We start from the raw sequence: 19334 nt of genomic DNA, 5'->3' as shown, positions 1-19334 counted from the left end.
TACTCGTGTATAGACCTTCGTCGAAGTATAGCGCCGCTCAGTCTAAGAATGGTCTTAATACTCTTTGCCGGTTACCCGACTGCGGAAACTGTCCCAGTTGAAGATCACCCACAGGCTGTTGCCCAGTCGCATGCGATCCATCACGCGTTCACCCAGCAGCTTGGTCATTTCTTCCATATTACTGTTGGTGAGCATGCCGGTTGGGCGCTTTGAAGAGGAACGACGATCGACGATCTGGTTGATGATCACTTTTTCATAGCGTGATTCGGTTTGTACGCCGATCTCATCAATGACCAGTAGATCAACATTGCTGAGATCGTTCAGCAACTGTTCTTCGCTGGTCTGGCGATTGCTGAACGTCTCTTTCATCGCCGACATGATGTCTGCCACGGTGATAATCAGCACCGACTTTCCGCGCAGCAGCAGTTCGTTACAGATTGCCGCAGCGAGATGGTTTTTCCCCGTCCCCGGTTTGCCGGAGAAGATAAAACTGGCGATGTTGCCATCAAACTCTTCCACATACTGGCGCGCTTTGCTCAGCGCATTCATCTGACCTTCGCATTCAACATGATAGTTATCGAACGAGCAGTTCTGGTGCAACGGACGAATGCCGGAACGGTTAAAGGTGCGCTGCATTTTCATCGCCCGATTTTCGCGAGCCAGCGCGGCGGCGCGAATTTCACCTTGCTCCTTCTGCCATGCCAGTAGCTCTTCACCCGTTTTGAACGCGGGTTCGATATGGGCTGGCATCATTTTTTGCAGACGTTTCATCAGATCGCCAACGTTTTTCATGGTTAACCTCTAAAACCCGGTGGAATTTGATTATCTGGTTCGCTGACCGTGTTCACATCGCGCTTTGGCAGGCCACCATTGCTCGCGCGACCGATCTGGACGCTGCGTGCCAGTTTTTGCTGCCATTGCACGTGATGAAAAACTTTGCCTTCCGCTTGCCAGTAAGCCACGAATGAGGCCAGTTCTTCGGCGGTGACCGGTTCTCTTAACGCCACGCCCCACAGCGCGGCCTGACGCTGAAAGTCGTCATCCGGCTGCCAGTCGGGGTACATGGCGAATTTCCCCAGCGGTACGGCGACCGGTACAGGCTGCGGTTCTTCATAAAACTGTGCATCCAGCGTCACATCGCTCCCCGGTCGGGCGAGCTTTTCTTCGAGCGCCAGCAGTTGTGCCAGACGAGCGGGGGTCAGCGCGTAAAAGGCCGGGGCGTTATTGGCAAACACCGCCACCGCGCCGCCTTCTGACTTCGCCAGCACCGTCTGATGATCGTGTAATAAGGCGTCAATACCAATGACGTCTGGGGTCAAAATTCTGGATGACATAACGTTTCTCAAGACTGACTGCAACCGAGAAGGGACACTGCTTCTATAGTAACACATCGATGAGGAGCAGCGGCAGGGATGCGCCTGCCGCGGCGATTAAACGCGTGGGCGTTTCCGGTAGAGCCACAGGCCGGGCACGGAGAGTCCGATCGAAAGCGCGCCCACAATCGACGAGGCTTTCAGGAAATTGGTCAACAGCGTAATCATCAACGGTTCGCTGTAGCCGAAGTGGCTGATTTTCACCGCCGAGATCATCGCCGTATAGGCTGAGATTCCAGGGAACATCGGGATCACCGCCGCAACGGTAAACACTTTGGGATGCGCCAGATACCAGCGCGACCATTGAATGCCAATGCTACCGACGAGCAGCGAGGCGACAAACGTGGACCATTCAATATTAAATCCGGCGGTCATCATCACCATCCGCGAACCGTGACCGAGCGCGCCAAGCAGCGCACACCAGGGCAGCGCGCGGTGCGGGACGTTAAAGACCATCGCGAACCCCACGGCGGGGATCGCGGAAAGCAACATGTCCTGCATTAGCGCAAGAATGAAATCGATTATACCCATCCGCGAAGCCCCCAAAGTGTCAGCGCCATGACCACGCCCACGCAGGTCGCGAGCGTCAGCAGGCTGGCGATAGCCCAGCGCGCCAGACCGGTATTAATGTGTCCTTTAAACATATCCGCCACCGCATTGATCAGCGGAAAGCCGGGAACCAGCAGCAAGACGCTGGCGGCCATTGCCACCGAGGGCGTCTGGCTAAAGGTAGGAAGATGCAGCATCAGACCGGAAATGGTGGTCGCGACAAATGCGGTAACGCAAAAGTTGATCTGCGGATGTAAATGGCGATGTGCCAGGATCTGACGAATATACATCGCCACCATACTGGCAAAAAAGGTAATCACCGCGCCGTCCCAACCACCATCATTCAGCTTACAGAAGCAGGCACAGGAGAGGCCGACCATTAGCGCGACCAGCCAGCGCGGATAGCGCAAGGGTCTGACCTGACTGAAGCGCTTCTCTACGCCTTTGTAATCCAGCAGCTTGTGTTCGGCGAGAATGACGATGTGCTGAACCTCCGTGACCACATGCATATTAATGCCGCGATCCTGGTTTTTTCGCGTGGAGGTCAGGCATTGCCCGTCTTTAATGGTGGTCAGAACGATAGCATTGGAGGAGATAGCGCTTTCGACGCTGTCCATCCCCAATGCCAGCCCAAGTCGGGTAGAAAGTTCATCAACCAACGCGCTCTCCGCGCCGTGTTGCAGTAAAAAAAGCCCACACTGAATGCATAACCGTGTAACCGTTCGCTGTAATGACTGCTCTTCTTGCATGACTCGCCCTGGCTGAAAAGACGTGTTGCGTACTGTCGAATGACGAAAGACTCCTTTGTATCACGAAGCGCGCATTTTTTGGCTCCGGCTGAGATCAATCTTTTTGTTGAAAAAAGAACCTGCCATGCGGTGGCCAGAATTTGAACTGCTCCACAGTTTTGCTAAATCGGTGAAAAGTGCAATTTTTGCCCGCATTTGGACCTTCTTTTTCTGTGCCTGCTTATCAAAAATGCAATTTGAAACTTTTATTCAACATTGATTAAACAAATAATCAACCAAGCAGGTGGGGAATGTAATGAAAACTCAGGTCGCAATTATTGGGGCAGGACCTTCTGGGCTGCTGTTAGGTCAGTTGCTGCATAAGGCGGGGATCCGCACACTCATCATTGAACGTCAGACGCCAGAGTATGTGTTGGGGCGCATCCGGGCAGGGATCCTCGAGAGTGGAACCGTCTCGCTCTTGCGGGAGGCCGGCGTGGCGCAGCGTATGGACAGCGAAGGTCTGGTGCATCACGGCGTTGAGTTTATTTTTGACGGTAAACGCATTCCCGTCGCGCTGAGCGAATTAACCGGCGGCAAAAGCGTAATGGTCTACGGGCAGACGGAAGTCACACGGGACCTGATGCAGGCGCGTAGCGATTGTGGCGCGCCTACGATTTATGGCGTCCAGCAGGTTGAGATTCACGATGCCAAAAGTGACCGCCCCTCAGTCACGTTTGAGAAAGAGGGGGAGAAGTGCCGCATTGAGTGTGATTTCATTGCCGGGTGTGATGGATTCCACGGCATTTCGCGACAAAGTATTCCGCGAGATGTCATCCGCGAGTACGAAAGTATCTGGCCGTTTGGCTGGCTGGGGTTACTTGCCGATACGCCGCCGGTCAATCCGGAGTTGATTTATGCGCATCATGAGCGCGGATTTGTACTTTGTAGTCAGCGCTCACTAACCAGAAGTCGCTACTATTTGCAGGTCCCGCTCAGCGAGCAGGTGGAATCCTGGAGCGATGAGCGCTTCTGGGGCGAGCTGAAACGGCGTTTGCCTGAGGAACTGGCCACGAAGTTAGTGACTGGTCACTCACTTGAAAAGAGTATCGCGCCATTACGCAGCTACGTGGTGGAACCGATGCAGTACGGCAAGCTCTTTCTGGTCGGTGATGCGGCACATATCGTTCCGCCGACCGGTGCAAAGGGGCTGAATCTGGCCGCGTCTGACGTGAATTATTTATGGCGTATTTTGACGCAGTACTATCAGCACGGGCGTAGCGATCTGCTGGCGACCTATTCCCGGTTGGCCCTTAACCGGGTGTGGAAAGGAGAGCGATTCAGCTGGTTTATGACCCACCTGCTGCATGATTTTCAGGAAAAGAGCGATTTTGATCGCAAGATGCAGGAGGCGGATCGTCAGTACTATCTGGGTTCGAGGGCTGGGCTGACGACGATTGCGGAGAACTACGTCGGACTGCCTTATGAAACGGTGGGTAAATGATGAGGAAAAATGATGCAACTGGCTGACGTTATTCCTGTTTTTAAACTGTATGGTGAACAACAGGGATGGCCAACCCCCGATCTGCTGCACTGCGAGTCGATTCATCAGCGTAGCAGTTTGTATGAATGGCATATTCGGGTGCATCAGCATGCGGAGATCGTCCAGTTACTCTACTTGCATCGGGGTGAAGCAACGATTGAAATTGAGGGGCAGACGACGGTGAGGCGCGATGCCTGTATTCAGGTCGTTCCTGCGCTTTGTGTCCACGGTTTTCGCTTTTCCCCCGGAACCCAGGGCTATGTTCTCTCTCTGGCGTTGCCGCTGATTGGCCGCCTGGAATCCCAGTTTCCACAGCTGCTGCCTTTGCTGAATAGTCCGCAGTGCATATCGGTGGCTCAGTCCCGCAGTCACATCCGCACGTTTTTTTCCGCCTTGCAGAAGGAGTATCAGACGGATAACGAGGCGCGGGAAATGATGTTGTTTTCGTTGCTGAGTGCGTTGCTGGTCTGGCTTCGTCGGCAGAGTCGGCCCATTGCGCAATCGAATGACACTCTGGCGCGTCGGCGTAGCACACTCCGTCTTTTTGCCCGTCAGATTGAGAGCCACTATCGTGAGCATCTTCCCCTTACAGAATATGCGCATCGAATCGGCCTCTCTGCCAATTATCTGAATCAGTTATGTCGTGAATTTCATCATTGCAGTGCATTAAACGTTTTGCATCAGCGGTTGATGCTCGAAGCCAAGCGCAGCCTGCAATATACCAGCATGACCATAAGTCAGATCTCCGACTATCTGGGATTCAGTGATGTAACCTATTTTTCCCGTTTTTTTAAAAAACATTCAACGTTGTCTCCGAAGTCATATCGGGAATTAATTAAAAACAAATAGTTTGTCCAAATTTGGATAAATAAAAAAATCGTATATAAAATAGGAATGTTTAATGTCCCATTCAGGAATATAGTGTACATATTGACAATATCGACTTGTATTATACCCCGTGATAGTTGTATAACCACATCTTGCGAAATTAAAGAAAAACACCAAGGATAAACAATTCATATTGGCTATTATTCTGTTCTTTGTATTGTATCGTTGTATGTATTAATACTCATGCGATCCAGTTAATAGCAGATAAATTCATATGAATGTGGAGGATATATGTTGCCAGGATGCTGCAAAAACGGAATTGTCATCAGTAAAGTCCCTGTTATACAAGCGGGATTCCACGGCGTTATGCAACGGCATTTCCCGGAGTATGAGCTTACCGTTTGTGGTGTGGTAGAAGAACTCACGCCACTACAACTCCGGCGGGCGGAGTTGGCGATCGTGGATTTAACCGGTGAATGCCAACACCCGCGCACGGTCTGCGAACGATTCTACACACTCCTTTCTCAATATCGTGATATCCATTGGGTTTTCCTGGTGTCACGTGCGTATTACGCGCAGGCGGTTGAATTGCTGATACGCCCCTTCAGTACGCTGCTGTCTGACGTCGAACCAATTGAGAGTCTGGTAAGCACCATCCGTTCCGGGCATAACAGTCCTGACCGAATCAGCAAAATGTTGTTGTCGCCCCCTCCGTTAGAACATCTGGAATTCAGTTCCCACGCTATCCTCTTGACGCTTTCAGAGCGAAAAGTACTGCGCCTGTTGGGGAAGGGGTGGGGGATCAATCAAATTGCGGCGTTACTTAAGAAAAGCAATAAAACTATCAGCGCCCAGAAAAACAGCGCCATGCGCCGCTTATCAATACACAGTAATGCGGAAATGTATGCATGGATTAACAGTTCTCAGGGAGCCAGAGAGCTGAATTTACCTTCGGTATATGGAGAGTCAGCGGAATGGAAAATAGAAACCGTACGCGAAATGTCGCACTCATAGAAAAATGTGTTATGAGCGGAATTGGTATTCAGAATCTATTTAACGCAATCTCAGATAACCAATATAAACTGCATCTCTATTTGACGCTGGATGATTTTCAACAGGCGATGAGTACGACAGTTTTTTCTGCCGTTATTTTCTCTCTCTCCTCGGTCCGAAAAGCCAGGCGGGTAGAACTAATGAGCCTTACCGAACTGTCTGAAAACTATCCTGCTATGCGTCGTCTGGTTATTGCGGATGATGATGCTGAAGCGCGTTTAATCAGCGCACTGTCGCCCTCCCCGTTAGATGGTGTGCTGAGTAAAGCAAACTCGCTCCCTGCGCTGCAGGAGGCGTTATTTACCGCATTAAGCGGCACGCGGCGGATCAGTGAAAGTAATAACAATCTCTGGTATCTCAATCAGAGCCGCATGCTGAGTCCAACCGAGCGTGAGATTTTGCGCTTTATGTCTAACGGCTACTCAATGCCGCAAATTGCGATTGAACTGGCGCGGAATATTAAGACCATCCGGGCGCACAAGTTTAACGTGATGTCGAAACTGGGCGTCAATTCTGACGCCGGTTTACTGCATGCGGCAGATATTTTGCTTTAACCGCCGCGAAAGCTAAAAACGGATGATTACTGGCACACATCAACCCAGGTGGCTGAAGTCAGTTCAGCCATACGCTCTGGTGCAATACGCACTGCGCTATATGTGGCTCCTGCTGCCGGAAGGACTTCGGTGAACGATCGTAAAGAGACGTCACAATAAACGGGCAACGGAGTTTCCAGCCCGAAAGGGCAAACCCCGCCAACGGGATGCCCCGTCGCGTTGACGACTTCATCACTGTTCAGCATGCGCGCTTTGGCACCGAAGGTGCTTTTGAGCTTTTTATTGTCCAGTCTTGCGTCGCCTTTGGCGACAACCAGGATGATGGTGTCTTTCACCTTCAGCGAAAGGGTTTTTGCTATTTGTCCGGGCTGTACGTTATGTGCTTTGGCCGCCAGTTCAACCGTCGCGGTACTTTGTTTTAATTCAATGATTTCAATATCCGGGGCATGTTCGGCCAGAAATTGCCGTACCGATTGCAGACTCATTCGATTCTCCTGACACCATTTCTGCAGTCCCCGACGCTTCAGAAAACTGCGAGTGTAATTTGGCATAAGTCGTCCTGTACTGTAAATATTTTAATATAACAAACCAGCAACATGGGTGATTTTTCGATCCTCTTCACAATCACGGAAACCGGTTACCGTAACCGGTTGCAGTCTGTGAAAGAGCGATTAATACTGGAGTTGTCACTTCCTCTGTATCACATAAAAAGAGCCACTTATGAAATCTACCAACCATGCAGTCTTTAATGTGATTTTTCGGTTTGTTGAAAACTATGTCAGCCCGATTGCCGGGCGCATTTCTTCACAGCGTCATGTTATGTCTATCCGTGACGGCTTTATTTCCGCGATGCCATTTATGATTGTCGGATCGTTTCTGTTGGTATTTGCCTATCCTCCGTTTTCGCCGGATACCACCTGGGGATTTGCCCGGGCCTGGCTGGATATGGCGAAACAGTTTGAAGGGCAGATCCTGACCCCTTTTGATATGACCATGGGGATCATGTCGATCTATATTTGTGCCGCTATTGCCTATAACCTGGGCAAACATTACGCGAAATCACATCAGTTGGATCCGTTCATGTGCGCCATGCTCTCCACCATGGCGTTCTTACTGGTCGCTGCGCCTAAAACAAAAGGCACTCTGCCTGTGGACAGCCTCGGCGGAACGGGGATTTTTACGGCGATTCTGGTGGCAATTTATTGCGTAGAAATGATGCGTTTTCTGAAGGCACATAACATTGGCATTCGTTTACCCGATCAGGTTCCGCCGATGATCAAAAACTCATTCGATCTCCTGATTCCGGTGCTGGTGGTGGTGCTCACATTGTACCCGCTCAGCCTGCTGATTCAGGCACAGTTCGACATGCTCATCCCGCAGGCCATTATGTCTATTTTTAAACCGCTGGTATCGGCTGCCGATTCTCTGCCAGCGATTTTACTGGCGGTGCTGATTGGCCATTTGTTGTGGTTTGCCGGTATTCACGGCGCGGCGATCGTCTCCGGGATGCTGCAAATGTTTTGGCTGACCAACCTCGGTATGAACCAGACTGCGCTGGCGCAGGGCGCACCGTTACCGCATATTTTCATGGAGGCATTCTGGACATTCTTCATCGTGATCGGTGGGTCGGGTGCAACAATGGGGCTGGTGATTTGCTATTTGCGCAGTCGTTCCGTACATCTGCGTTCGATAGGCCGACTGAGTGTGGTTCCCAGTATCTTCAACATTAACGAGCCGGTGATTTTTGGTACGCCTATCGTCATGAATCCCGTGTTCTTTATTCCTTTCCTGCTGGCACCGATGGTGAATGCCGTGCTGGCCTGGGCGGCGATGAAACTGGATCTGATTGGTCGCGTGATTTCGGTGGTGCCATGGACCGCGCCGGCACCTGTCGGTGCGGCGTGGGCGCTAGGTTGGGATTATCGCGCAGCGATTCTGGTGGTTCTTCTGGCTATCGTTTCTGCCGTCATCTATTTCCCGTTCTTTAAAGTGTACGAGAAGCAGCTGCTGGAACAAGAGGCGGAAGAGGCACAGCGTTCAGACGCGGAAAACGAGCAGATTGCGTTGTAATCCTCAGGGGGCGAACGCTCCCTGATTACTTCAGCGTACAGTCACCGCACTGCTGAACGTCCGGCAGACGATAACGCTGACAGCATGTTCTGCGTACCAGAATCCCCTCGCGAGGGACGACCGTGCGCCAGAGTGGGTTGTCAGCACCACAGGACAACTGCTTTTCAAAGAAGCAGCCCTGGCGCAGCGTGTTCAACAACTCTTCACCCAGCAGCGGTTTCATCTCCGTGAGATACCAGTTAATCAGATAGCCGGTATTGCTCCAGATAAGTTTACCGTTGATTTCTCCGGTTGCCTCAAGCGCCTGGATGACCGGAGTCAACGCCTGCTTAACCAATGTTTCCATGCGCGCCTGCGGTGATTGCGTCGTCGCCAGACGATCCTGATGCACGTCAATCCAGAAGCACGCTGCACGCCCCGTCTCGTGAAACTCCACGTGGACGTGTTCGGGAGAGACATCAATTGCCGTCTCCTGCGTCAGCAGGGCAAGCATCAGTGGGGGCACCATCAGACCGATGTACCACTGTGCCCACAGCGAGATTAATGGTTTGTTTTCGCGCGGCTGCGCGGGGTGGTTGCGATAAATATGATTGGAGTAAATTGCCAGCAGAGACTGGAGTTCGCTTGGGCGACGCCATTGTGCCAGTGTCATCGCGCTCGGAGGGGCGGGTTCATCCAGACGGATGAAATCCAGCAGATGCTCACGCGTCTGGGCTATGGTTGCACGCACGGCCTCAGCCAGCGAGGGCATCTGCGGTTGGAGATGCCCTCGCCAGATGACATCGTCAATAATCGGTGCGGAACGATAGGCCATGAGTTAGATAGTAATATAAATGATAATGATTGCTAATCCTAGCGACAGGCATAACCGATAGCAAGATCTTTGTCAGTCTGACGTTCAACGGCGCATTAATTGGCTACGGCGTGTCAGGCGATACCCGGATCGTCACTGACTAAAATATGGTTACGCCCCAGATCTTTCGCTTTATAGAGCGCCTTATCAGCATGACGAATCGCCTCTTCGACATCTCCCCCTACCAGAGGCGCAATACCAATACTGATTGTTACCTGCGTTGCGACGTTCTCATTGAACATATGGGGAATTTTAAGATCGTAAACATTCTGCCGGATACGTTCAGCCGCCTCGCGGGCTGTCAGTGGATCGCTCGCCGTCAGGAGCACCATAAACTCTTCACCGCCAAAACGGGCGACAATATCGCGTGAACGCACGGCATTGCGGATCGCGGCGGAAACGCGGATCAGGGCCTGATCGCCCATCATATGCCCATAGTGATCGTTGTAGGCTTTGAAATGGTCGATGTCGATCAGCAAAACGTAATGCTCATGCGTATCCAGTTCCAGCACAGCTTTCAGCTTATGCTGGAGTCCTCGCCGATTATACAATCCCGTTAAGGGGTCGAGCATACTCAGGTCGGTCAGCGTCTCTCTTTCGGCGAGCAGTTTGAACATAAGTTGCTGGGCGAAATCGTCGTAGCGCTTTTGAATCACATGCTGAATGGCAATACCAGCCATGGGCAGGGCCATAAAATAGAGCAGTCGTAGAGCGTGCTCGCTACCGTTCAGACATAAACAGGCCAACAAGGACGGCAGTGAATGGAGGGTAAATGCGACGATGTTATTGGCAAACGCAATTGATCCAATAAACAACACGCTCAGCAGTGCGATCAGCAAAAAGGAATAGTCAGGATTCTGCAACGTCTGGTATTTCAGCGTAATGTGCGCTGCCCATAAACCGCCAAAGAGTATTGAGATGACATGGAGATTAATCCGCTTCTTCGCATACCTTACATGCCATGTCAGCAACGCAGTGCTCAGCACAAGGATGAGAGACACCGGTGTGGAGACGGTTTTACTGGGATAGATAGGAAAAGCAATGGCAAACAACGCAGAAATAGCGTTGAGAAACAAAAAGAGTCGCAGAGAGAGTTGGTACTTTTTAGTGCGCAGCGTTTGCCAGGATTGTGCAGTCATATCTTAACGTCATTATTTATCTAACAATTACACTGTTCACGTCGCATACACTGTTCACGACACATAAATAATGGGTGAGAAGATGCTTGCCTGGAATCAGATTATTGTATCTGTACGTTTACCGTTGTGCAATTTATCACCTTAAATAATTCATGTCATCATTGCTTGAGTAAAGCTCATATAAGTGACGTATGGATTGCTGACAAATGAGAAAAATTGTCATATGATATTGGTTATCATTATCGATGTGAGAGGTGAAACCATGTTGCAACGGGCGCTGGGGAGTGGCTGGGGAGTATTGCTGCCTGGAATCGTCATTACCGGGCTGGCATTTGCCGATCTTTCTCTCGGGGCATGGAAGGCCATCATTGTATTAGGGTTATTGCTGACCCCGGTGATGCTCTATCACAAACAATTGCGGCACTTTGTGTTGCTGCCATCGTGTGTCGTGCTGATCGGTGGAATGATGCTGGTAATGATGAACTGGAATCAGGGATGAAAACCGGGAATGCTACAGAGAGGGATGTAAGATAATTGGTGCGAGGGGGGGGACTTGAACCCCCACGTCCGTAAGGACACTAACACCTGAAGCTAGCGCGTCTACCAATTCCGCCACCTTCGCACAGTCATCTTACTTTTTGATATCGCCTCGTTGGTGCGAGGGGGGGGACTTGAACCCCCACGTCCGTAAGAACACTAACACCTGAAGCTAGCGCGTCTACCAATTCCGCCACCTTCGCCCAGTGCGAGCAATATCAACGTGGTTTATGGTGCGAGGGGGGGGACTTGAACCCCCACGTCCGTAAGGACACTAACACCTGAAGCTAGCGCGTCTACCAATTCCGCCACCTTCGCATACCATCGATTCTTAAAAAGAATCACTACCACGGAGGCGCATTCTAGTGGTTTTCAGCTATTCGTCAATAGTTAATTACGTGGGGCAGCGGTGATTGCTGCAAAAACGGCCATTCGCATGGCCGTCATTGTGATATCACGCTTTTTTCGCCTGGCGGGTCATGACCGTGCGATACACTTTGAAGCGTCCGGTCTGGGCGATGACGTCGTGGAAGCCAAAGGTCTCATCCAGTATCTGCGGATACGGCAGGAAAGCGTTAGCGACAATGCGCAGTTCGCCGCCGCTGTTCAGGTGACGTACGGCACCGCGAATCAGGGTTTGCGCGGCATCCAGGCTGGTTTGCATACCGTCATGGAACGGCGGGTTGGAGATTATCATATCAAACCGGCCCGTCACTTCGGAGAAGACGTTACTGGCGAAGACCTCGCCCTCAATGCCGTTTGCAGCCAGCGTGGCGCGACTGGCTTCAACCGCCGGCGCCGCAACGTCGCAGAGGGTTAAACGTACTTTCGGCGAATGGCTGGCAAGCGCTACGGAAAGTACGCCTGCGCCGCAGCCGACGTCCAGCACTTTCCCTTTGGTATGCGGCGTCAGGGTGGACAGCAGCAACTGACTGCCAACATCCAGACCATCGCGACTGAATACGCCCGGCAGGGTTTTTATCGTCAACCCCTCAGCGTTGTATTCGCCCCAGAATTTTTCTGCGTCAAACGTTGGCTGTTTGTCCAGACGACCATGATACAGCCCGCAGCGGCGCGCGCTGTCGATTTTGTTCAGCGAGGCATATTCGGCCAGCATTTGCTCAGCGCTGCGCACGCCGCTGCGGTTTTCGCCGACCACAAAAATGTCAGTGCCAACGGGAAGTAGTGACAGAATATTCATCAACTGGAACTGGGCTTCCGGTTTGTTTTTCGGCCAGTAGTAGATAAAAGTGTCGCAATCGGCAACGTCTTGCGCTTGTGCAACAAGGCTAAAGCGCGCGTTGTCGCCCATCTGGCGGCTCAGCACCTGCCAGTGGTGGAACTGCTGCGTATGTACGCGGCTGGCAGCGCATTCAAAACGTGCGGGCAGGTCATCCTGCAAATCTCCGGCAAACAGAATACGGCTTTGTTCGAAATCATCACTGTGGCGCAGCAAGACTTCACTTGCCGGGGTTAAAGCAGACATGGAAAACTCCTTAATTCATACAGCGGGCGATTATAGACGTTTGATGGCGTCTATTCGACTAATTTGCTATATTTGCGCCCCTGAATACAGGAGCGATTCGCTATGACAACCCGACGAGACTGGCAGTTACAGCAACTGGGCATTACCCAGTGGTCGCTGCGTCGCCCCGGCGCGTTGCAGGGAGAGATCGCGATTTCCATTCCTGCGCACGTCCGTCTGGTGATGGTAGGTGAAATACTGCCGCCGCTGACTGAACCTCTGGTAAGCGATATTCTGCGCGCGTTAACCCTGAGCCCCGATCAGGTTTTGCAGGTGACGCCGGAACGCGTTGCGATGCTGCCGCAGGGCAGCCGCTGCAACAGCTGGCGGCTGGGCACAGAAGCGCCGCTGTCACTGGAAGGTGCGCAGGTTGCAACGCCGGCTTTTGATGAATTGCGGGCAAACCCAGCGGCACGCGCCGCGCTATGGCAACAAATCTGCACACATGAACACGATTTCTTCCCTCAGTCAGAGTGATTTACCCGCCGCGTTTCAGATTGAAAAACGCGCCCATGCGTTTCCCTGGAGCGAACACACTTTTGCCAGTAATCAGGGGGAGCGCTATCTCAACTATCAATTGACGGTAGAAGGGAGAATGGCGGCGTTTGCGATTACGCAGGTCGTGCTGGATGAAGCTACGCTGTTCAACATTGCCGTTGATCCCGATTTTCAGCGCCGGGGATTCGGGAAAGCGCTGCTGGAACATCTCATTGATGAGTTAGAAAAACGCGGCGTCCTGACGCTGTGGCTGGAGGTTCGCGCCTCCAACGTTGCCGCCATCGCATTGTATGAAAGCCTGGGCTTTAACGAGGCAACGATTCGCCGCAATTATTATCCGACCGCTGACGGTCGTGAGGACGCCATCATAATGGCACTGCCAATCAGTATGTAAAAGAAGGTGTAATGATGAAGTGGGACTGGATTTTCTTTGATGCCGACGAAACGCTGTTCACATTTGACTCGTTTACTGGCTTACAGCGGATGTTTCTCGATTACAGCATCACCTTTACCGCTGAAGATTTTCAGGACTACCAGGCCGTGAATAAACCGCTGTGGGTGGATTATCAGAACGGCGCGATCACGTCATTACAGCTTCAGCATGCCCGCTTCCAGAGCTGGGCTGAACGGTTAAAGGTCGAGCCCGGCTCGCTGAATGATGCCTTTATGAATGCGATGGCTGAAATTTGCGCGCCGCTGCCGGGAGCCGTTTCGCTGCTCAATGCGATTCGCGGCAAAGCCAAAATAGGCATTATTACCAATGGGTTCACCTCTTTACAGCAGATCCGCCTGGAACGTACAGGACTTCGCGACTACTTTGATTTGCTGGTCATTTCCGAAGAAGTTGGCGTGGCAAAGCCGGATCCGAAGATTTTTGATTACGCCCTGGCGCAGGCGGGCAATCCCGATCGCGCTCGGGTGCTGATGGTGGGGGATACCGCTGCGTCCGATATTCTCGGCGGCATCAACGCCGGGCTTTCTACCTGCTGGCTGAATGCGCATCATCGTGAGCAGCCGGAAGGCATCAAGCCGACGTGGACCGTATCGTCATTACACGAACTGGAGCAACTCCTGTGTAAACACTGATTGCCTCCCCCCCGCTGATGGGTAAAATAGCCGCAATTTTTCGTATTCAACATGCGCGGTGCGACACCGCGTTTACTCAAGAAGAATGAACTATGACGTTGTCTCCTTATTTGCAGGAGGTGGCCAAGCGCCGCACTTTTGCCATTATTTCTCACCCGGATGCCGGTAAAACGACCATCACAGAGAAGGTGTTGCTGTTCGGACAGGCGATCCAGACTGCCGGTACGGTAAAAGGCCGTGGTTCCAGTCAGCATGCGAAATCGGACTGGATGGAAATGGAAAAGCAGCGTGGGATCTCCATTACCACCTCCGTCATGCAGTTTCCGTATCATAACTGTCTGGTCAACCTGCTGGACACCCCGGGGCACGAAGACTTCTCCGAAGATACCTATCGTACTTTGACGGCGGTGGACTGCTGCCTGATGGTGATCGACGCTGCAAAAGGCGTCGAGGATCGTACCCGTAAACTGATGGAAGTCACCCGTCTGCGCGATACGCCGATCCTGACCTTTATGAACAAACTCGACCGCGATATCCGTGACCCGATGGAGTTGCTGGACGAAGTAGAGAACGAACTGAAAATCGGCTGTGCGCCGATCACCTGGCCGATTGGCTGCGGTAAGTTGTTCAAAGGGGTTTATCACCTTTATAAAGATGAAACCTATCTGTATCAGACGGGTAAAGGTCATACCATCCAGGAAGTACGCATTGTTAAAGGTTTGGATAACCCGGCTCTCGACGCGGCCGTTGGGGAAGACTTAGCGCAGCAACTGCGCGACGAACTGGAACTGGTGAAGGGCGCCTCTAACGAGTTTGATAAAGAACTGTTCCTGGCGGGCGAAATTACCCCGGTCTTCTTTGGTACCGCGCTGGGTAACTTCGGCGTTGATCACATGCTGGACGGTTTGGTGGAGTGGGCGCCAGCGCCAATGCCGCGCAAGACTGATACTCGCGTGGTGGAAGCGGAAGAAGAGAAGTTCACCGGCTTCGTCTTTAAAATTCAGGCCAACATGGATCCGAAACACCGTGACCGCGTGGCATTTATGCGCGTCGTTTCCGGTAAGTACGAAAAAGGCATGAAGCTGCGTCAGGTCCGTATTGGCAAAGACGTGGTGATCTCTGATGCGCTGACCTTTATGGCTGGTGACCGTTCGCATGTGGAAGAGGCTTATCCGGGTGATATTCTCGGTCTGCACAACCACGGTACTATCCAGATTGGCGATACGTTCACTCAGGGTGAAATGATGAAGTTCACCGGTATTCCGAACTTCGCGCCGGAACTGTTCCGTCGTATTCGCCTGAAAGATCCGCTGAAGCAGAAACAGTTGCTGAAAGGTCTGGTCCAGCTCTCCGAAGAGGGCGCGGTGCAGGTCTTCCGCCCAATCGCCAACAACGATCTGATCGTGGGCGCGGTCGGTGTACTGCAGTTCGACGTGGTGGTTGCCCGTCTGAAGAGCGAATACAACGTTGAGGCCATTTATGAGTCCGTCAACGTGGCGACCGCTCGCTGGGTGGAATGTGCTGACGCGAAGAAATTCGAAGAGTTTAAACGTAAGAACGAAGTTCAACTGGCGCTCGATGGCGGCGATAACCTGACCTACATCGCACCAACGATGGTGAACCTTAATCTGACGCAAGAGCGTTATCCTGACGTTCAGTTCCGCAAGACGCGCGAACACTAATCCCCCCTTCAGGGCGTGGCAGCCGCTGCGCCCTGCGACTTTTCCTGCCTTATTAGCCCGTTGCGGAATGTTCTTAAATCCCTCTGTTTTGCTTATGACTGCCTGTTTTTTGCGCAGTTCGCCGCGCTTTTTCAAAATTGTGATCTATATTTAACAAAGTGATGACATAAATATTGGCTTTAAATACCGTTCAATGCGTGAATCTAAGTGCTTAAAGCTAATGTCTATTGTAGTCACGATATTAATAACTGACTCAGAGAGCCACCTGTCAGCGCATCATCATCACCTTTTGTGATTGTGACCGCTGCCATTGACTTCTGAGCTGGGTGAATTTTTCACCACATTCAGCAATGCAACCTTATGTTGCCTGAGCTCAAATTATGAGCAAACCATACAGGAATTAATCGATGATTATGACAAGACTGAAGATTTCTAAAACTCTGCTGGCCGTGATGTTGACCTCCGCTGTGGCAACGGGTTCTGCGTATGCAGAAAACACCACAATGGATAAAGCGCAATCCGGTGTAGAAAGCGCAGGGCAGAAAGTCGATAGCTCTATGAATAAAGTCGGTAATTTCATGGATGACAGCGCCATTACCGCGAAAGTGAAAGCGGCACTGGTGGATCATGAAAGCATTAAGAGCACCGATATTTCCGTCAAAACCGATCAGAAAGTGGTGACGCTGAGCGGCTTCGTTGAAAGCCAGGCGCAGGCGGAAGAGGCCGTGAATGTAGCGAAAGGCGTTGAAGGCGTCACTTCCGTCAGCGACAAACTCCACGTTCGCGACAGCAAATCAGACTCCGTGAAAGGCTATGCCGGCGATACGGCAACGACCAGCGAGATTAAAGCGAAACTGCTGGCGGATGACATCGTTCCTTCCCGCAAAGTGAAAGTTGAAACGACCGATGGCGTGGTCCAACTTTCCGGCACCGTTGATTCTCAGGCGCAAATTGAGCGTGCTGAGAGCATTGCAAAAGCCGTTGATGGCGTAAAAAGCGTCAAAAACGATCTGAAAGCGCAGTAAGTCTTCGTTTTCTCCTCCGACCTGGGTCGGAGGACGTCATGGGCACGACACAAACAATAGCGTGAATGAGTGGCCTGAGCGCTCATATCAAGCGGTCGATATTAACTATGGTAAAGGAGAAGCGTATGTTTCGTTGGGGCATTATATTTCTGGTTATCGCGTTAATTGCCGCCGCTTTGGGATTTGGTGGACTGGCCGGCACCGCAGCGGGTGCGGCGAAAATTGTCTTCGTTGTCGGGATTATTCTCTTCCTGGTCAGCCTGTTTACAGGGCGTAAGCGGCCCTAGCGCCTAAACCACACCATGATTCTGTTGTTAAGCCAGTCCGGTGGACTGGCTTTTTCGGTTTTAGCCGCCGCCTATTTGCGTTACTTTGGCACTTTACACAATAAAAAACAGGAAGGCAGAGGTGGGGCAGCGTATACCCGTCACGCTCGGCAATATTGCGCCGTTGTCATTAAGAACGTTTAAACCGGGTCGCCTGGCGTTGGTCTGCGAGGGGGGCGGGCAGCGTGGCATCTTTACCGCAGGTGTACTGGATGAGTTCATGCGCGCGCAGTTTAATCCGTTCGATCTCTATTACGGCACTTCAGCGGGGGCGCAAAATTTGTCGGCCTATCTGTGCAACCAGCCCGGCTATGGGCGCAAAGTCATCATGCGCTATACCACCAAACGTGAATTCTTTGACCCGGTACGCTTTGTGCGTGGCGGGAATCTGATCGATCTCGACTGGCTGGTGGAGTCCACGGCGACTCAGATGCCATTGCAGATGGATACCGCCTCGCGCCTGTTCGAAACGGGGAAATCGTTCTACATGTGCGCCTGTCGGGGTGATGACTACACGCCGAACTATTTCTCTCCCAACAATCAAAACTGGCTCGATCTGATCCGGGCGTCCAGTGCGATCCCGGGGTTCTATCGTAGCGGCGTGTCGCTGGAGGGGATCAATTATCTCGATGGCGGGATCAGCGATGCAATTCCGGTTCGCGAGGCCGTGAAGCAGGGGGCGAAAACGCTGGTGGTGATCCGCACGGTGCCTTCGCAAATGTATTACACCCCGCAGTGGTTCAAGCGGATGGAGCGCTGGTTGGGCGAAAGCAGCCTGCAGCCGCTGGTCAATCTGGTCCAGCACCACGAAGCCAGTTATACGGAAATTCAGCGATTCATTGAAAAACCACCGGGCAAGCTGAAGATCTTTGAAATTTACCCGCCGAAACCGCTGAAAAGTATGGCGCTGGGAAGTCGTATTCCGGCGCTGCGGGAAGACTATAAAATTGGACGACTGTGCGGGCGCTACTTCCTGGCGACCGTGGGAAAACTGCTGGCAGCTGAGCCGCCGTTATCGCGCCACCTGCTGCCGACCGTCACGCCGACGCCGGTGGTGGTTCCGCCGGCACCGGTCGCCAACGATGCCCATGTGGCGGCGCTGAGCGATGCGCCGCAGGCTAACGATACGACATTCAGTAATGAGGATCTGGCGTGAGTTTTCGCTTTATCGACACCCACTGTCACTTTGACTTCCCTCCTTTCACGGGGGATGAAGCCCACAGCCTGCAACTCGCCGGCGAAGCGGGCGTTGAGAAGATCATTATTCCGGCCACCGCAGCGGAAAACTTTGCCCGCGTGCGGGCGCTGGCGGAACGTTTTTCCCCGCTGTATGCCGCACTGGGACTGCATCCCATTGTGATTGAGCAACATACTGATGAGGATCTTGCGCGTCTGCAACATGCGCTGGAGACGCGTCCGGCAAAGGTGATTGCTATTGGTGAGATCGGTCTGGATCTGTATCGCGACGATCCGCAGTTCGCGAAGCAGGAACGGTTTCTGGAAGCACAGCTGCAACTGGCCAGACGCTACGATTTACCCGTAATCCTGCATTCCCGGCGCACGCATGACAGGCTGGCTATGCATCTTAAGCGTCAGGATCTGCCGCGAACCGGCGTAGTGCACGGTTTCGCTGGTAGCCTGCAGCAGGCGGAGCGTTTTGTGCAACTGGGCTATAAGATTGGGGTGGGTGGAACGATCACCTATCCGCGCGCCAGTAAAACCCGCGATGTGATGGCGCGACTGCCGCTGGAGGCGCTACTGCTGGAGACCGACGCGCCGGATATGCCGCTGAATGGTTTTCAGGGGCAGCCTAATCGTCCGGAGCAGGTGGCGAGAGTGTTCGGGGTGTTGTGCGAATTACGTCCGGAACCCGCAGAGCTGATTGCTGACGCGCTGTATCGCAATACGACCACATTGTTTGATGTATAAGCGATCATACGATTGATTGGCCCACCATCCAGTAGT

General features: G+C 52.4%; 22 protein-coding genes and 3 tRNA genes. 14 read left to right on the top strand and 11 right to left on the bottom strand.

The genetic code is table 11. The features are described 5' to 3' along the window. Positions 1-54: 54 nt before the first annotated feature. The 4 genes from dnaC to QQZ17_RS01885 all read right to left on the bottom strand — a co-directional run bounded on the left by dnaC (position 55) and on the right by QQZ17_RS01885 (position 2671). Positions 55-792, bottom strand: a complete 738-nt coding sequence (gene dnaC / locus QQZ17_RS01900; RefSeq protein WP_042321989.1) for a DNA replication protein DnaC — start codon at positions 790-792, stop codon at positions 55-57. Between the two features lie 2 nt (positions 793-794). Then, positions 795-1334, bottom strand: a complete 540-nt coding sequence (gene dnaT, locus QQZ17_RS01895) for a primosomal protein DnaT (protein ID WP_152402051.1) — start codon at positions 1332-1334, stop codon at positions 795-797. A 96-nt stretch (positions 1335-1430) separates the two neighbouring features. Beyond that, positions 1431-1904: a threonine/serine exporter gene (locus tag QQZ17_RS01890; RefSeq protein ID WP_152402053.1), complete on the bottom strand. Its 474-nt coding sequence runs from the start codon at positions 1902-1904 to the stop codon at positions 1431-1433. Continuing rightward, entirely contained in the window at positions 1895-2671 is a 777-nt protein-coding gene (locus tag QQZ17_RS01885; protein ID WP_152402055.1) for a threonine/serine ThrE exporter family protein, read from the bottom strand. Before QQZ17_RS01885 ends, QQZ17_RS01890 begins: the two co-directional genes overlap by 10 nt. Positions 2672-2966: 295 nt before the next feature. On the opposite strand from QQZ17_RS01885, the gene pobA reads away from it, so the two are divergent. The 4 genes from pobA (at position 2967) to bglJ (ending at position 6628) form a co-directional block, all read left to right on the top strand. Beyond that, a complete protein-coding gene (gene pobA / locus QQZ17_RS01880) occupies positions 2967-4154 on the top strand; it encodes a 4-hydroxybenzoate 3-monooxygenase (protein WP_152402057.1) in 1188 nt (395 codons plus the stop codon). Between the two features lie 12 nt (positions 4155-4166). After that, on the top strand, positions 4167-5042 hold the full coding sequence (locus tag QQZ17_RS01875; protein WP_152406256.1) for a helix-turn-helix domain-containing protein: 876 nt from the start codon (positions 4167-4169) through the stop codon (positions 5040-5042). Between the two features lie 270 nt (positions 5043-5312). Beyond that, positions 5313-6035 (top strand): helix-turn-helix transcriptional regulator, encoded by a 723-nt coding sequence (locus QQZ17_RS01870; RefSeq protein ID WP_152402059.1) that lies wholly within the window; start codon positions 5313-5315, stop codon positions 6033-6035. Continuing rightward, entirely contained in the window at positions 5996-6628 is a 633-nt protein-coding gene (gene bglJ / locus QQZ17_RS01865) for a DNA-binding transcriptional activator BglJ (protein ID WP_152402061.1), read from the top strand. The genes QQZ17_RS01870 and bglJ overlap by 40 nt, the downstream gene beginning before the upstream one ends. Positions 6629-6654: 26 nt before the next feature. On the opposite strand, the gene QQZ17_RS01860 is transcribed toward bglJ, so the two are convergent. Beyond that, positions 6655-7113: a YbaK/EbsC family protein gene (locus tag QQZ17_RS01860; protein WP_152402063.1), complete on the bottom strand. Its 459-nt coding sequence runs from the start codon at positions 7111-7113 to the stop codon at positions 6655-6657. A gap of 235 nt (positions 7114-7348) precedes the next feature. On the opposite strand from QQZ17_RS01860, the gene QQZ17_RS01855 reads away from it, so the two are divergent. Continuing rightward, a complete protein-coding gene (locus QQZ17_RS01855) occupies positions 7349-8698 on the top strand; it encodes a PTS sugar transporter subunit IIC (RefSeq protein ID WP_152402065.1) in 1350 nt (449 codons plus the stop codon). Positions 8699-8723: 25 nt separating this feature from the next. On the opposite strand, the gene fhuF is transcribed toward QQZ17_RS01855, so the two are convergent. Next, complete coding sequence (gene fhuF / locus QQZ17_RS01850) at positions 8724-9512, bottom strand: siderophore-iron reductase FhuF (RefSeq protein ID WP_152402067.1); 789 nt, start codon at positions 9510-9512, stop codon at positions 8724-8726. Between the two features lie 113 nt (positions 9513-9625). Beyond that, positions 9626-10690 (bottom strand): GGDEF domain-containing protein, encoded by a 1065-nt coding sequence (locus tag QQZ17_RS01845; RefSeq protein WP_152402069.1) that lies wholly within the window; start codon positions 10688-10690, stop codon positions 9626-9628. Positions 10691-10952: 262 nt separating this feature from the next. Between QQZ17_RS01845 and QQZ17_RS01840 the strand changes: the two genes are divergently transcribed. Beyond that, positions 10953-11189 carry a DUF1435 domain-containing protein gene (locus QQZ17_RS01840; RefSeq protein WP_084196628.1) on the top strand — a complete coding sequence of 79 codons (237 nt, stop codon included), beginning with the start codon at positions 10953-10955 and terminating at the stop codon, positions 11187-11189. Positions 11190-11225: 36 nt separating this feature from the next. On the opposite strand, the gene QQZ17_RS01835 is transcribed toward QQZ17_RS01840, so the two are convergent. The 4 genes from QQZ17_RS01835 to rsmC all read right to left on the bottom strand — a co-directional run bounded on the left by QQZ17_RS01835 (position 11226) and on the right by rsmC (position 12713). Next, positions 11226-11312 (bottom strand) — tRNA-Leu (locus QQZ17_RS01835). 31 nt (positions 11313-11343) lie between these two features. After that, positions 11344-11430: transfer RNA gene (locus QQZ17_RS01830), tRNA-Leu, on the bottom strand. Between the two features lie 28 nt (positions 11431-11458). Continuing rightward, positions 11459-11545 (bottom strand) — tRNA-Leu (locus QQZ17_RS01825). A gap of 136 nt (positions 11546-11681) precedes the next feature. Further along, on the bottom strand, positions 11682-12713 hold the full coding sequence (gene rsmC / locus QQZ17_RS01820; RefSeq protein WP_152402071.1) for a 16S rRNA (guanine(1207)-N(2))-methyltransferase RsmC: 1032 nt from the start codon (positions 12711-12713) through the stop codon (positions 11682-11684). A gap of 102 nt (positions 12714-12815) precedes the next feature. Here rsmC and QQZ17_RS01815 point away from each other — a divergent pair, with 102 nt between their 5' ends. The 8 genes from QQZ17_RS01815 (at position 12816) to QQZ17_RS01780 (ending at position 19298) form a co-directional block, all read left to right on the top strand. Continuing rightward, positions 12816-13229: a DNA polymerase III subunit psi gene (locus QQZ17_RS01815; RefSeq protein WP_152402073.1), complete on the top strand. Its 414-nt coding sequence runs from the start codon at positions 12816-12818 to the stop codon at positions 13227-13229. Further along, positions 13198-13644 carry a ribosomal protein S18-alanine N-acetyltransferase gene (gene rimI / locus QQZ17_RS01810; RefSeq protein WP_152402075.1) on the top strand — a complete coding sequence of 149 codons (447 nt, stop codon included), beginning with the start codon at positions 13198-13200 and terminating at the stop codon, positions 13642-13644. Before QQZ17_RS01815 ends, rimI begins: the two co-directional genes overlap by 32 nt. 14 nt (positions 13645-13658) lie before the next feature. Continuing rightward, on the top strand, positions 13659-14336 hold the full coding sequence (gene yjjG / locus QQZ17_RS01805) for a pyrimidine 5'-nucleotidase (protein WP_187696616.1): 678 nt from the start codon (positions 13659-13661) through the stop codon (positions 14334-14336). Between the two features lie 92 nt (positions 14337-14428). Then, a complete protein-coding gene (prfC, locus tag QQZ17_RS01800; RefSeq protein WP_152402080.1) occupies positions 14429-16018 on the top strand; it encodes a peptide chain release factor 3 in 1590 nt (529 codons plus the stop codon). A 407-nt stretch (positions 16019-16425) separates the two neighbouring features. Then, positions 16426-17043 (top strand): molecular chaperone OsmY, encoded by a 618-nt coding sequence (gene osmY, locus QQZ17_RS01795; protein WP_152402082.1) that lies wholly within the window; start codon positions 16426-16428, stop codon positions 17041-17043. Between the two features lie 125 nt (positions 17044-17168). Beyond that, complete coding sequence (locus tag QQZ17_RS01790) at positions 17169-17330, top strand: DUF1328 domain-containing protein (protein ID WP_003019081.1); 162 nt, start codon at positions 17169-17171, stop codon at positions 17328-17330. Positions 17331-17451: 121 nt separating this feature from the next. After that, a complete protein-coding gene (locus QQZ17_RS01785; protein WP_152402084.1) occupies positions 17452-18525 on the top strand; it encodes a patatin-like phospholipase family protein in 1074 nt (357 codons plus the stop codon). Then, the gene (locus QQZ17_RS01780; protein WP_152402086.1) at positions 18522-19298 is read left to right on the top strand and encodes a metal-dependent hydrolase; all 777 of its coding nucleotides are present in this window, start codon (positions 18522-18524) and stop codon (positions 19296-19298) included. The genes QQZ17_RS01785 and QQZ17_RS01780 overlap by 4 nt, the downstream gene beginning before the upstream one ends. Positions 19299-19334 lie beyond the last annotated feature (36 nt).

The sequence above is a fragment of the Citrobacter sp. T1.2D-1 genome (genome assembly GCF_950098555.1).
GTDB lineage: Bacteria > Pseudomonadota > Gammaproteobacteria > Enterobacterales > Enterobacteriaceae > Citrobacter_A > Citrobacter_A telavivensis.
This window is presented reverse-complemented; position numbering and strand designations above follow the sequence as displayed.